14 protein-coding genes are annotated in these 14,627 nt (G+C 41.6%); 6 read left to right on the top strand and 8 right to left on the bottom strand.

Features of this window, described 5'->3' with window-relative positions:
• Nucleotides 1-7: 7 nt before the first annotated feature.
• Both EWM62_RS03605 and EWM62_RS03600 read left to right on the top strand, forming a co-directional pair.
• Nucleotides 8-676, top strand: a complete 669-nt coding sequence (locus tag EWM62_RS03605; protein WP_129875256.1) for a hypothetical protein — start codon at nt 8-10, stop codon at nt 674-676.
• Nucleotides 677-706: 30 nt separating this feature from the next.
• Complete coding sequence (locus EWM62_RS03600) at nt 707-1,255, top strand: DUF4199 domain-containing protein (RefSeq protein WP_129875255.1); 549 nt, start codon at nt 707-709, stop codon at nt 1,253-1,255.
• Nucleotides 1,256-1,555: 300 nt separating this feature from the next.
• Here the strand turns inward: EWM62_RS03600 and rseP are convergent, their stop codons facing one another.
• The 7 genes from rseP to EWM62_RS03565 form a co-directional block, all read right to left on the bottom strand.
• A complete protein-coding gene (rseP, locus tag EWM62_RS03595) occupies nt 1,556-2,887 on the bottom strand; it encodes an RIP metalloprotease RseP (protein ID WP_129875254.1) in 1,332 nt (443 codons plus the stop codon).
• A gap of 8 nt (nt 2,888-2,895) precedes the next feature.
• Nucleotides 2,896-4,071, bottom strand: coding sequence for a 1-deoxy-D-xylulose-5-phosphate reductoisomerase (locus EWM62_RS03590; RefSeq protein WP_129875317.1), 1,176 nt, complete (start codon nt 4,069-4,071; stop codon nt 2,896-2,898).
• 63 nt (nt 4,072-4,134) lie between these two features.
• A complete protein-coding gene (locus EWM62_RS03585) occupies nt 4,135-4,512 on the bottom strand; it encodes a four helix bundle protein (RefSeq protein WP_129875253.1) in 378 nt (125 codons plus the stop codon).
• Between the two features lie 45 nt (nt 4,513-4,557).
• Complete coding sequence (locus tag EWM62_RS03580) at nt 4,558-6,057, bottom strand: GH3 auxin-responsive promoter family protein (protein WP_129875252.1); 1,500 nt, start codon at nt 6,055-6,057, stop codon at nt 4,558-4,560.
• Between the two features lie 2 nt (nt 6,058-6,059).
• Entirely contained in the window at nt 6,060-6,788 is a 729-nt protein-coding gene (locus EWM62_RS03575) for a hypothetical protein (protein ID WP_129875251.1), read from the bottom strand.
• Nucleotides 6,789-6,797: 9 nt separating this feature from the next.
• Complete coding sequence (locus EWM62_RS03570) at nt 6,798-7,766, bottom strand: glycosyltransferase (RefSeq protein WP_129875250.1); 969 nt, start codon at nt 7,764-7,766, stop codon at nt 6,798-6,800.
• A gap of 107 nt (nt 7,767-7,873) precedes the next feature.
• On the bottom strand, nt 7,874-8,824 hold the full coding sequence (locus EWM62_RS03565; protein WP_129875249.1) for a glycosyltransferase family 2 protein: 951 nt from the start codon (nt 8,822-8,824) through the stop codon (nt 7,874-7,876).
• 96 nt (nt 8,825-8,920) lie between these two features.
• On the opposite strand from EWM62_RS03565, the gene EWM62_RS03560 reads away from it, so the two are divergent.
• Together EWM62_RS03560 and EWM62_RS03555 are read left to right on the top strand one after the other, a co-directional pair.
• Nucleotides 8,921-9,922, top strand: coding sequence for a toxin-antitoxin system YwqK family antitoxin (locus EWM62_RS03560; protein ID WP_129875248.1), 1,002 nt, complete (start codon nt 8,921-8,923; stop codon nt 9,920-9,922).
• 75 nt (nt 9,923-9,997) lie between these two features.
• Complete coding sequence (locus EWM62_RS03555) at nt 9,998-10,999, top strand: energy transducer TonB (RefSeq protein ID WP_129875247.1); 1,002 nt, start codon at nt 9,998-10,000, stop codon at nt 10,997-10,999.
• A 13-nt stretch (nt 11,000-11,012) separates the two neighbouring features.
• Here EWM62_RS03555 and EWM62_RS03550 read toward each other — a convergent pair whose 3' ends face one another.
• Nucleotides 11,013-12,542, bottom strand: coding sequence for a malate:quinone oxidoreductase (locus tag EWM62_RS03550; RefSeq protein ID WP_317127790.1), 1,530 nt, complete (start codon nt 12,540-12,542; stop codon nt 11,013-11,015).
• A 274-nt stretch (nt 12,543-12,816) separates the two neighbouring features.
• On the opposite strand from EWM62_RS03550, the gene EWM62_RS03545 reads away from it, so the two are divergent.
• Complete coding sequence (locus EWM62_RS03545) at nt 12,817-13,335, top strand: hypothetical protein (protein WP_129875245.1); 519 nt, start codon at nt 12,817-12,819, stop codon at nt 13,333-13,335.
• A 277-nt stretch (nt 13,336-13,612) separates the two neighbouring features.
• Complete coding sequence (locus EWM62_RS03540; RefSeq protein ID WP_129875244.1) at nt 13,613-14,626, top strand: glutamine synthetase beta-grasp domain-containing protein; 1,014 nt, start codon at nt 13,613-13,615, stop codon at nt 14,624-14,626.
• The last annotated feature ends 1 nt before the right edge of the window (nt 14,627 follow it).

Raw genomic sequence — 14,627 nt, 5'->3', positions numbered from 1 at the left:
TAACCACATGACCGACCCAAAAGTAAGATCAGCCATTACAGGCGCTTTAAATGCTTTTACACAATATGGCGGCTTCGATGCTGCCGCGCTTACCGCAAAATTTGAAGCTGTTTTTTCATCTGATGATGATTTTTTAACTAAAGTAGATTCACTTGATGCCGTTTTTGATGATCAGCCGCAGTTGGAAGAGCTTCGCGAAGTGTTTTTTGATCTGCTGATGATCAACTTTTTTAGCGAGGACGTAAAGAAACTTGAAGACGACTACCTGGAAACCCCCGAATGGGAAGATATTGAGGAACAAACGCTTGACCGTGGTACCGAGCTGTTGAACTTATTATTATATCTGAATGAGTGCGAGGACGAAAACATCGACCCTGAGCTGGAAGATTACCTGAAAGAGTTTTTACTGGTTGATGAGGACGAGTTTCAGGACGAGTACCGCATTTACGAACCGGTTATAGCGCACCAGGTACTTATAGAAAGCCCCGTGAGCGAAGTAAATAAAGTAGCCAAAACTATCCCCGAGGATTCGGAAGTGAAAGAACTGTTTTACCCCATGATCTGCTTTTTTCAAAACCCTGAAGTTTCGGCAGAGGAGAAAAGGGTCATTGCAGATAATGCCGTAAATAAACCATTTGATATGGCTGTTTTAGAAATATTGCTTAGCTTTAAATAAAAATTAATTATAAACCCTTATCAATTAACTATGGAAACTAAAGCACCAAACCCAACTATTATCGCCACTAAATGGGCATTATTTTATTTGGGCGTATCTATTGTTCTGACCTATACATACGAGTTTTTGCACCTTGCTCAGGATTCACCCATTAAATACATTAGCTATTTGCCTTTTATAGGATTTTGTTTTTTGGCCCAAAAGGAGTATAAAGATCAATTAGGCGGTTTTATAACATTTGGGCAAGCGTTTAACCCAGGTTTTAGATATGCACTGTTTTCAGGTTTGTTAACCGCAGTATTTCTATACCTATACCTAAGTGTTTTAAGTCCGGGAACTATGCAACAAATAGTTGACGCGCAGGGAGCAAAATTGGCAGAACAAAATCAATCACAGGAGACAATTGACAAGGCGGCAGAAATGACCCTCAAATATGGAGCTGTTATTGGTAGTGTTGTTGCAGCGATAGGAACTTTAATATTCGGATGTATTGTTGCCTTAATAGGTGCAGCAATCCTTAAAAAAGAACGCACTGCTTATGATATAATTGATGAAACACCTACAGACCCAACTTTATAAATAAAACATAACATTATCAGAAAGCCGCTTCAATTTTGAAGCGGCTTTCTTGTTTTAGTCCCCTTGTCATCCTGATCCGTTGGCCAACGGAGTGGATCTAATAGCGAATGCTGCATGGCCGTTAAGCATGTCGGCGAATAGATGCTTAACTGCGTTCAGCATGACAAGTTGATAAGCTGCTGACTGCGGTGATAGTGCCTAACACGTCGTTGTTTTGACGCTTGCCAACAACACATAAAAAGCCCATCTGACTAAACAGATGGGCTTTCGAATATCTAAAAGGCTCCGTTTTTAAGGTTACTATTTCTTCATTACCTGCTTCACAATGTCATTACCAAAGGCAAACACCATCAGGGATATCAGCAGTACAAAACCAACTATCTGCGCGCGTTCCAGGAATTTATCACTTAGCGGCTTGCCTTTTATCATTTCTATTATCAGGAACACAGTATGCCCGCCATCCAAACCCGGGATAGGCAGCAGGTTAGTTAGCGCTAAAACCATCGAAAGGAAGCCCACAAGGCTCCAAAAACGAATCCAGTCTACGTGGCTGCCAAACATAACAGCGATGCCTATAGGGCTTGATATAGCCTTACGGGCCTTAACCTGGCCGGTAAAGATCTTGGCTATACCTTTAGCGTTATCCGTAAACATGCTCCACGCTTTGGTAGCGCCAACAGGTAACGATCCAAAGAACCCATAGTTAATAGTAGTGTCTTTTGGCAATAATGCTTTCGGTTTAAAGCCGAGCACACCATTTTTATCGATATGTGCATTTACGGTATCCAGGATGTTATCGCGCTTAATGGTAAGCTGTACCTGCTTGTTTTTATTTTGGCGCAGTTGGGCCTGCATCTCATCAAAGTATGTTATTGCCTTATTATTAACGGCAAGGATACTGTCGCCCTTTTTTAAGCCGGCGCTTTGGGCGCCGCATTTTAATGCAACGGTATCTATAGCAAATTTAACACGCGGTAAGCGGCTTATAAATTCTTCGATACCCAGATCAGACAGGTCATTTAAAATAGTCGGCGGTACTTTTATATCCAGTGTTTGGTTGCCACGCTGTACGTTCAACACGGTTTTATCAAGCAGCACTTTCGAGCTTATCAGGTCCTCAAAGCGCTCAACAGGCTTGCCGTTAACCGCATAGATTTTATCACCGGCTTTAAGGCCCATTTTTTGGCCGATAACCCCGGGTACAATACCATTTTTAATTTCAGAATTGGGCGTGTAAGTTTCACCGTAACGGATGGTTAGCACCCAAAATATAAATATACCTACTATAATATTTACAATAATACCGCCAAGCATTACAATAAGGCGCTGCCAGGCCGGTTTGGAACGGAACTCCCAGGGCTGCGGCGGGCCGGCAAGCTGATCGGTATCCATCGATTCATCTATCATCCCGGCAATTTTTACGTAGCCGCCAAGTGGCAGCCAGCCAATGCCATACTCAACACCTTTGTAATTAAACTTAAACAGGCTTACACCCCAGGCATCAAAGAACAGGTAAAATTTTTCAACCTTTATTCCGAAAGCGCGGGCAGCTAAAAAATGCCCGAACTCGTGTAGTATCACTAAAATTGAAAGACCAAGTATTAATTGGCCGGCCATTATTAAAACGCTCATTCTGTATATTAAGATTGTATTGCCTTTAACGGCATTTGTTGTATTAAATTTTGCGCAAATATGCGTGTTTCTTTATCAGTATTCAAATAGTCGTGTAAAGATGGCTCTTTAATGAAGCTGATCTTCTGCATGCAGGTTTCAATCACATCGCTCATGGCTAAAAATCCGGTCTCGTTTTTTAAAAAAGCAGCTACGGCAACCTCATTGGCGGCATTGATGATGCAGGGCATATTGCCGCCCCGGTTTAAAGCCTCATAAGCCAGCTTTAAGTTACGAAACGTATCCATATCCGGTTTTTCGAACGTAAGATTTGGATAATCCATAAAATTAAACCGCTTGTAATTTGTTTTTACACGGTTGGGGCAGGTTAGGGCATACTGTATGGGCAACTTCATATCAGGTAAACCCATTTGTGCTTTTATTGAGCCATCAGCAAACTGCACCAGCGAATGGACAATAGATTGCGGGTGCACAATAACGTCAATCTGATCGGCCCGCAGATCGAACAACCATTTGGCCTCGATAACTTCCAGGCCTTTATTCATTAACGAGGCCGAATCAATGGTGATCTTGGCGCCCATTACCCAGTTGGGGTGCTTAAGCGCCTGCTCACGCGTAACACCGGCCAAAAAGTCGCTTGTTTTACCCCTGAACGGCCCGCCGGATGCGGTAATAATTATTTTTTCTATTTTGCTGTAGTCCTCGCCGGCAAGGCATTGGAATATCGCCGAGTGTTCGCTGTCTACCGGGAGTATCTTAACATTGTGTTTTTTTGCGAGTGTAGTTATGATCTCGCCGGCAACAACCAGGGTTTCTTTGTTTGCTAAGGCGATATCTTTGCCAGCCTTTATGGCCTCGATAGTAGGCTCCAAGCCGGCAAAGCCAACCATGGCGGTAAGCACTATGTCGATATCAGGATGTGTAACCGTTTCTTTAATCGCCTGGTGCCCGCTCATCACCGTAATGGGCAAATGGGCAAGGGCTTCTTTTACCTGCTGATATTTGGCATTATCGCAAATGATGGCATACCGGGGCACAAACTCGATGGCCTGCTCGATAAGCAGGTACGCGTTTGAGTGCGCGGTAAGCATAAAAGGCCTGAACAACTGGCTGTTATCTCGGATAACCTCAAGCGTTTGTGTGCCTATGCTGCCGGTAGAACCGAGGATGGCAATAGACCTGATATTGTTAGATTGTTCTATTGTTTTATTGTTGGTCAAACGTGGTATATTAAGATTGCTGTATTGTTAAACTTTAAGTCGTTCGTCTGTAAACTTTATTAGTTGGTGAATTTCTCTTGGCAAAGCATCTAAAGTAAAAGATAATTTTGCATGTGTTTCGGGAGTTATCAAGTTTCTTGCTAATGCCTTGTTACACCAATCCACACATTCTTTAACAGAACCAAAGCTATAATAGTAAAATTTTATCTTATCCTTTTTATGATACCTGCCAAAACCTTCGGCTATATTTGCCGATATCGAATCCGCTGCATTAACAAATTGCTTTCCGATAGTATCCCTGGCAAAATAATCCAATTTTAAAACTAAACCCCAGACCTCATTACTAAATGCAAAGGAGGATTTATAACAAGTCAAATCGTTTAATTGTAAATAATTCTTTTCCATTAGTTGTCAACAATAAAGCAATAGAACAATTAAACAATATAGCAATCAAACAATAAATTCCTTCAACTCATCCGCTATCTTCCTGTCGTTAGATAACCGCGGTACTTTATTTTGCCCGCCAAGTTTGCCTTGGCTGCGCATATAGTTTATAAAAGTATCCTTTTTTAAACTTCTGACTATTAATGGTTGCAATATGTTACCCTCAATAAGGTCAAAATAGTAAATATTTTTTTGCTGCAGGGCTTTGTCTACCTTAAGGGCAAATGCTGCCGGGTCTTTTGGTTCTTTACCAAACTCTACAAACCATTCGTGGTAGGGTAGTTCGCCTGTTGTGGGCGCCACCTGCGGGGCGACTGTAAATTCGATCACCTCAACACCCTCTTCGGCGGCCACACCCATTAAGGCCTGTTCAACCTCTTCGCCGATAACGTGTTCGCCGAAGGCGGAGATGTAATGTTTGATACGCCCGCTTACCACAATCTTGTACGGGTTTTTAGAAACGAATTTTACCGTATCGCCCAAACTGTATCCCCATAAGCCTGCATTGGTATTCATGATGAGGGCGTAGTTTTTACCAAGCTCTACATCTTTTAGGTTGATGCGGGTGGGGTTATCGTTAAAATACTCGTCGGACGGTATAAATTCGTAGAAGATCCCCGCATCAACCATCAGCAGCAGGCCTTTTTCTTTCTGCGAATCCTGGAAAGCGATAAAACCTTCGGATGCGGGGTAGGTTTCTATGCTGTCTATTTTGAAGCCGATGCTTTCTTCCATGCGGGCACGGTAGGGCTCGTAGTTTACGCCGCCATGTACGTATAGCTTAAAATTTGGGAAGATGTCTTTTATCTTTTTTCCGCCCGATACTACCGAAAGCCTGTCGAAATACATCTGGCACCAGGGGGGGATGCCCGATATCAGGCGCAGATCCTGTGTCGCGGTTTCCTTTACAATGGCATCCACTTTTTCTTCCCAGTCGTCGATGCAGTTAGTTTGATATGATGGGAGCCTGTTTTTTTGCAGATAGCCCGGCACATGGTGCGCCACAATGCCCGATAAGCGGCCGGTTTGTACACCGTGCTTTTCGGCCAGTACTGGGCTGCCTTGCAGGAAAATCATTTTGCCGTCCACAAAATCTGCCTTGCCTGTTTCGTGGATATAGCTTAACAGTGCGTTACGGGCAGCCTTGATATGCTCGGGCATGCTCTCTTTAGAGATGGGGATATACTTTACACCCGATGTTGTGCCCGATGTTTTAGCCAGGTAAGCCGGTTTGCCGGGCCACATAACATCGGCCTCGCCGTTTACTACGCGTTCTATGTACGGTCGTAGTTCCTCGTAATCTCGTACAGGTACGTGTTTTTTAAAATCCTCATATGAGTTTATTTTATCAAAATGGTGATCAGTACCAAAGGCGGTGTTTTTTGCATCGTGAATTAAATTGCTGAATGTTTTTTGCTGCAGCGCGACAGCATTTTGCCTTACAGTATTCAAATGCCTGTTTACATACCAGGCAAATACCTTGCTCAATGCTGCTTTAAAACCCATAATTAATTGGTTTCGGCGATGTCGTCGTCTATATCCTGATGGCTATAAACAAGCTTGCGATAAGTAACCGCCAGAATAATGTTTACAAACGGATAAGTGAATACTATTGCTAAGGATATAACAGGGTAATATTGTGCGAGTTTTGCAGGCAATGCAATAAATAGGATAATAATGCCCAGTATCAGCACTACTTTTAAAAGGTTCCCCCTGGTAAGTTCAAAACTTTGTTTTATTGATTCGATAGGGCCGGAGGCGTCATCTACAATAAAAGTGTTAAAAAACATAGACCTTAAAGCAAGATAAAGGCCGCCTATGCCTGCAAGTATTTCCACTCCGAACTGCACTTCGGGATGCGGCTCTAAATAATCTATCAGGATTGTTAAGTTGGTGATAATAAAAGCAATGATGAATACCACAGCCAGGTAACTCCAAATCATTTTTACCTTAGGTATTACCTGCATAAATTCAAAATCGTAATACTCACTGTCAATTAAGGTAAATATCAGCTTATATAACCCAAGGGTAGTATATGCCTGCACCCATATTAGCAGGAACGATACAATCATGGTTCCTGTAAAATCTGTAGGGGAGTAAATGAAGCCTATTATTATGCCAAGAACAGAGAGCAGGAAAAACGCAATTACCGAGTAAACAATAATGGTTACAAAATTTTTTTTGAAAATTATCCATGCAGATTTTATAGTTTCTGCAACAGAAAAGGGGTGGTACATACTACGTTTTTAAGAGCTTTTTAACACTACACGCTTCCAAAAATCCTGCATAAATCCTAACCCGTAGGCTATCAGTTGTGTGAAGGCTGCTATTATGCTCAAAAATGCGATTTTTGCTGATTTGTTTTTCATCCACGAGTGAAAAAATATCAACATAATGTAAATAGCTAACATAATATTACACAATAGGGCAATTGGCCATTGCGCTACATTGGCAATTATGGTAAAAAGCATGGCCAGCGTTGCAAATGCCGGGAAAAAATGCACCAGCTTAAGCTGCGACGGAAAGAATTTATAGATGTTGATGCGTGCCCTGCCGAAAAAGTGGATCTGCTTATAAAACTTTAAAAAATCGGTGCGGCGTTTGTGGTAAACTACCGCCTCGGGTATCAGGCCTATTTTGTAGCCTAAGGAGTGGATGCGGATACTGTATTCAATATCCTCGCCCAAACGGGTAATGATAAAACCGCCTGCCTTTTCCCATACCGCGCGCGATACGCCCATGTTAAAGCTACGCGGGTGAAACTGCCCGATGCCTTTTTTACCCCCGCGGATGCCGCCGGTGGTGAATGGAGAGGTCATGGAGTAGCTGATAGCCTTTTGCAGTGGGGTAAATGATTCGTGCGCGCCATCAGGCCCGCCGTAGGCATCCAGCCAGTTTTTGCCGAGCGAATCGTTCACTATCTGCAAATAATCCGCAGGGATCAGGCAGTCCGAATCAAATATTACAAAATAATCGCCTTTGGCGCGTTCAAAGCCAAAATTGCGGGTAAAGCCCTGGCCTTCGTTGGCTTTTTCAAAGTAATGGATATTAAGCCTGTTTTCATAGCCCTTTACGATATCTTCGGCCCTGTCAACCGAGCCATCCTCAATCACCAAAACCTCGAACTGCTTATAGGTTTGCAATATCAGCGTAGCCAGTAGTTCGGCAATTTCCTGTGGGCGGTTATATAAAGGTATGATGATGGAAAAAAACATTCTTTATTTAGATGTGAGATATGAGACTTGAGATATGAGACGACGCGAAGACGTTAGAAAAAGGATAGCACAATGGCTTCTCAAATCTAACATCTCAAATCTCATATCTAAATATTTTCCTCAATTTGGTACCTGTTGCGTTCGGGTGCGCTGCGGGCAACAAGCTCGGCAACAAAGCCGGTTAAAAAAAGCTGCGAACCTAACAGTATGGCTACCAGCGCGATGTAAAACAGCGGATTATCCGTTACATCCCGATAAGGTAGCTTGTGTGCTATAAGGTATAGCTTTTCGCTCAGCATCCATATTGTAATAACAATTCCCGCAAAAAAGCTAAGGGTGCCCATAGCGCCAAAAAAGTGCATTGGGCGCTTGCCAAACTTTCCTACAAAAAATATGGAAAGCAGATCCAGAAAGCCGTTGATAAAGCGTGTCCACCCGAATTTGGTTTTACCGTACTTGCGGGCGCGGTGCTCAACCACCTGTTCGCCAATTTTGGTAAAGCCCGCCCATTTGGCAATAACGGGTATATAACGGTGCATTTCGCCATATACCTCTATGTTTTTTACCACGGTGTTGCGGTAAGCCTTAAGGCCGCAGTTAAAATCGTGCAGGTTATGTATACCGCTCATGCTGCGTGTGGCCGCGTTAAAAAGCTTGGTGGGTACGGTTTTGGTTATAGGGTCGTAACGTTTGGCCTTCCATCCCGATACCAGGTCGTATTTATCTTCGGTTATGCGGCGGTAAAGTACAGGTATCTCGTCGGGACTATCCTGCAGGTCGGCATCCATTGTAATAACCACGTTGCCTTGTGCAGCTTCAAAACCAATATTCAGCGCGGCAGATTTGCCGTAATTGCGCCTGAATTTGAAACCTTTTATAAACGGGTTGCTTTGCTTTAGCTTAACTATCATATCCCACGAACCATCCTTGCTGCCATCGTCAACTAAAATAATCTCGTAACTGTAACGGTTCTCGTCCATTACGCGGCTTATCCACGAGGTAAGCTCAGGTAACGATTCTACTTCATCGTAAAGTGGTACTACTACTGATATATCCATTTATTGGGAAACCCTTACACAGGCAGCTGCAAAAATATAAAAAATAGGGTTTGTTTAAACAAAGAAAATACCTGTAAATTTACCGTTGATATGATAATGCCTAAACCTTTAATTATTATCCTGTTTAATGTTTTTTTATCGGGATTTGCTTACGCACAAACGCTTCACATCACTCACGATATTAAAGCCGAAACACTTGTTTATTATATAAAAGACAGCGCACTGGTTGAAACTAAAGACAGTGCCGACTTTATATATGTAATTTCCCCGCCCGAAGCACCTGATACAAATCTATTTTTGATCAGAAGTTTTTTTCCGAGTGGCAAGATCAGGTCTGTTGCAAAATCATTTACTAACTCATTTAAGGTTAAATACCAGGGCCCGTATCTGGAATATTATGAAAATGGACATAAAAAAGCTATTGAAAATTATACACTTGGGCACCTGGATGGTGATATATATGATTTTTACCCTAATGGAAAACCTTACACAATAAAATCGTATTACAAAAACAAAGGGTTTAGTTTTAAAGAATGCAGGGATTCGACCGGTAAAATATTGGTTGAAAATGGCAACGGACATTTCATAAAATTTGATGAGTCGTTTAAAAACGTGTTATTAGAGGGCGATATTAAAAATGAAAAAGAAACTGGCGAGTGGGTTGGCATTGATGAAGATTCTATTAAAACGGTTTATACTTATAAAAATGGAAAACTTTTATCGAGTGTTTATTACGATTACTCAGGAAGAAAGTATGATTATTCTCCTAAAATCCCGATGTATAAAAACGGCTTGACCGAATTATATAAATATTTAGGCAAACACATCAAATATTCGAAATTAAATAACCCGAAATTTTTTGGCTATGGCCGGATACTTGTTTTTTTAGATGTGAAAGCTGATGGAAGCCTTGCCAATATAAAGATAAACGCTACCACCGATACAACATTTAATGCCGAGATCATCAGGGTGCTAAATGAAACGTCACCCTGGATACCTGCGCATAAGAAGGATAAAGCCATTTCTTTTTCACCGGTGATTTTGGATATAAATCTAAGCCGTATAGGGCTTCACAAAGACATGAGTAGTTATTACTGATCAGCATTGTAAATAATTGATCATGAAACTCCGGGATTACTTTATACTGTTTATGACTTATTTGAACTAATATTAATGGTGAAATATATATACCTTACAATACTTTGGGCCTTATCATCTACTGCTATTGCTCAGAGCAACAGCCGTAAAACCGAAAAGCGCCCTGATTCTGTTGGGTATTATATGTTGGATGAAACCACCATGGCAAGCGAACAAGATGCTAAATTTGTGCGCCTATTGATCAAAACCGATTCCAACATGTTTAGGGTGAATGATTATTATATGGATGGTACATTAAAGCTTACAGCAAAAACAACCGTTGATAGCTTGAATTTTTTTCCCGGAGCCAGGAGTATTTGTTATGAATATTATCCTAATGGGAAACGGAAGAGTATCCGGAATTTTGAAAAAGGAGTTATTGTTGGCGATGCGGTAACTTATTATTCTAACGGAAGCTTACACACTATTCAAAACCATTCGCTTAAAGATATCTACCTTAAACAATGCCTTGATACTGCCGGAAACATTCTTGCAAATAATGGTAACGGCAAGTGGTTAAAAACGAGCGACGGTAACTTAGAGGGTTATATGGAAGGGCCGGTTTTAAATGGAAAAGAGGAGGGCGAATGGAAACGGTATATTGCTGATACTGTTTACACTATTGTTTATAAACAGGGGCAGATTATTTCGGGAGAAGAGTTTTTAAAGATAAAAGACAGTGTATTTGAAAAAGTAGATGTATCGCCGTCTTTCCCCGGCGGAGATTCGGCATTTGGGAAATATCTTTCACGAAATATCAGATATCCGGCCAGGGCGCGTGAAAATAATGTGCAAGGACGAGTTGTTATCACTTTTATTGTAGAAAAAGACGGTACTATAACCAATATAAGAGTATTACGAGGATTAGGGAGCGGATTGGATGAAGAGTCTGTGAGGGTGCTTGCCGAATCGCCAAAATGGAAACCAGGGCTTTCCAAAGGTAAGCCGGTACGGGTACAATATAGTGTGCCCATAAGTTACGCTTTGCAAACGGAGAATGCCCCGGCCAATAATCGCAAGTCGAGAAGTCGTTATTGATCGCTTGAAAATCTTATACCAATCCTAACACTTTACTTGTACGCTCACGTGTAGCATCTGCTAAAACCTCGTTGGTTGTAAGCGACTGTCCATAAGATGGGATCATCCTTTTAAATGTGTCCTGCCATTCGGTAGTTTTAGCCTTATCTTTAAAGCAGCGGCTTATCAGATCTACCATTATAGGCACCGATGTTGAGGCGCCTGGCGAGGCCCCTAACAAGGCAGATATACTGCCATCGGCGCTGGTTACCACCTCGGTACCAAACTCCAGTACGCCGGTACGTTTAGCATCCTTTTTTATAACCTGTACACGCTGGCCGGCAATATCCAAAACCCATTCGTCGGCTTTGGCTCCCGGAAAATATTCCTGCAAAGCCTTTAACCTGTCGCCCGATGATTGCATCACCTGGCTGATAAGATATTTGGTAAGCGCCATGTTATCGCGTGCTACCGCAAGCAATGGCAGTATGTTGTTCAGTTTTATAGAGGTAAACAGGTCGAGCAGCGATCCTTTTTTTAAGAAACGGGTGGAAAAACCCGCGTATGGCCCAAAAAGCAATGCCTTTTTGCCGTCTATCATCCGGGTATCCAGATGCGGTACCGACATAGGCGGCGAACCTACCGATGCCTTACCATATACCTTAGCATAGTGTTCATTAATAACATCGGGATTGGTACATACCAGCCATTGCCCGCTCACCGGAAAACCGCCAAAACCCTTGCTCTCGGGTATGCCCGATTTTTGCAGCAGGGGCAGGGCACCGCCGCCTGCACCAACAAAAACAAATTTTGCGTTTAATTTTCGTTTATTGCCGCTTACACGGTCGCTAACCTTTATTTGCCAGCTGTTATCCTTATTGCGCTTTATATCGTTAACATCGTGGTTAAGGTTTAAGTTAACACCGGGTTTTTGTTTCAATTTGTCGATCAGGCTGCGCGTAAGGGCGCCAAAGTTAACATCGGTACCAATATCCATATATGTGGCCGATACATTATGGCCTTCGTCGCGGCCTTCCATTACCAGCGGTATCCATTTTTTAAGCTGCGCATGATCTTCAGAATATTGCATGCCCTTAAAGAAATGGTGTTGCACCAATGCCTGCCGGCGCTTTTTTAGGTAATTTACATTATCATCGCCCCAAACAAAACTCATATGTGGTATTTTGCTAATAAAGGTTTGCGGTGCGCCCACATAACCATTCTCCACTAAAAAGGCCCAAAACTCTTTGGTAATTTCAAACTGCTCGGCAATTTTTATGGCTTTTGATATTTCAATACTGCCATCTTTACGCTGTGGGGTATAATTAAGCTCGCAAAAGGCGGAGTGGCCTGTACCGGCGTTGTTCATCGCGTCAGAACTTTCGGCAGCTACGGTATCAAGGCGTTCAAAAATTTCTATCGTAAGATCGGGCTGCAGCTGTTTAAGCATTACCCCAAGTGTTGCGCTCATAATGCCCGCGCCAACTAAAACTACATCAACCGTTGTATTTGAACTATTACTGCCGTTATTCATGATATTATTGAATGCTAAAGATACATTCAAATAAATTATTTGATGGATTAATACCTTTTATAAACTAATTTAATGATATAAAGTTTACACTAAGCGCAATGGAGTCGCGACATTGCTGTGTAATCATCTATATGATATACAGAGCGCAATTTTAGTAAAATTTATGCAAAATCACCCATTGATGCCTTATTTAATAACAAATAATTGGTTTGGAATTTATGCCGTGCAAATTGGACATAATTAATAACGTGCATGCTAAAACACAAATTACAGTTATAAACGTTTAACTGTAAACAATACTACAATGTACAGGTCAATACTCCCCCTATGGATAATGCTATGTGTAGCATTTATATCCTGCAATAACAATAAACCTAAACCAGTTTCAGACGATATTACCAAAACCGCTGTAACTGTAAACCAAAAAAAGGATAGCGTAATAAATAATCCTAAAAAAAACTATGGTAATGCCACTGTGGCCGAGCCCTGCGTTAAATGCATTATAGGAGTTATCCAAAAAACAATAGACTATAAGGTTGTTACCTCTTCAAGGTCGACAAAAGATATATATTACGTTGTTAATTGGATAGAGGGCGCGCAGCCTCAGGATACAACCAATAAAAAAAAGGCAACAAATAGCTTAAAGGTTGAGATTTTAGAAAAAAATGCTACAAATCCCAAAGTAGCATCGTTTATTTACGATAATAGCTTATCTAAACTGTATTTTGAGTTAAACAATGGTAAAAATGAAGTTAATATTGATAAAGCTGAACTGAAACTTATTAGGGATAAGTGTTATTGGGGCGTAGCTTCAGCAAAATAGATAATCCTTTTAGGTAAAGACGGGCAACCATTGCATATGGCTGCCCGTTTTTTTGCTCTTGATTAATTATAACTGTTGTAAGCATGATTAATTATTGTCTAAATTGCACTTAAATCATATATTTTAGAATTTTAATTGGGTTTTATTGTTAATTTTTATAAAATTTATCAACATTACTATGAATTTTATAAAAATAATTTAAATTCGCAGGATAAATGCTGGTAAATCTTATAAGAAATTATAATTAAACTTAAAAAACTAAAATCAATCATTAAAAATGGCAACTAAACTTGAGTACATCTGGCTTGACGGCTACAAACCAACACAAAGCCTGCGTAGTAAAACTAAAATTCTTAATAAACCATTCAATGGTACGGTAGAAGAGTTGGATAACTGGAGCTTTGATGGATCATCCACCGAACAGGCACCAGGCGGTTCATCAGATTGCGTTTTAAAACCCGTTTATGCTTGTCCTGATCCGCAACGTAAGGATGCGTACCTTGTAATGTGCGAAGTTTTAGATTCAAAAGGCCAGCCGCACGAATCGAACGGCCGTGCACTTATCCAGGATGATGATAATGATTTTTGGTTTGGTTTTGAGCAGGAATACTTTTTGTGGGACCCTGAAACAGATAAACCGCTTGGTTTCCCTAAAAACGGGTACCCGGCACCACAAGGCCCATACTATTGCTCGGTAGGTGCTAACAATGCATTTGGCCGCGATATTGTTGAAGAACACCTGGATGCTTGTTTAGAAGCAGGCCTTAACGTTGAAGGTATCAACGCCGAAGTTGCTGCCGGCCAGTGGGAGTTTCAGATATTTGCCAAAGGCGCTAAAGAAGCCGGCGACCAGATCTGGGTTGCGCGTTATTTATTAGAAAGAATTGGCGAAAGCTATGGTGTTTCTATCAACTGGCATTGCAAACCATTGGGTACTTTAGATTGGAACGGTTCTGGTATGCACGCTAACTTTTCTAATACAACTTTACGTACTGCAAACAGTAAAGAAACCTTTACTGCAATCTGTGAAGCTTTCCGCCCTGCGGTTGACGAGTGTGTTGCCGTATATGGCGCTCATAACGAGCTGCGTTTAACCGGTAAGCACGAAACAGCCTCTATCACTGATTTCAGCTACGGCGTATCAGACCGTGGCGCTTCTATCCGTATCCCGTTATATACTGTAGACCACGACTGGAGTGGTTACCTGGAAGATCGTCGCCCTAACTCAGCTGCCGATCCGTACAAAGTAGCCGCAGTTATTATTAAAACTGTAAAATCTGCAAAAGTTTAAT

Origin of the sequence: Mucilaginibacter terrigena, from assembly GCF_004168255.1 — a bacterium.
GTDB lineage: Bacteria > Bacteroidota > Bacteroidia > Sphingobacteriales > Sphingobacteriaceae > Mucilaginibacter > Mucilaginibacter terrigena.
This window is presented reverse-complemented; position numbering and strand designations above follow the sequence as displayed.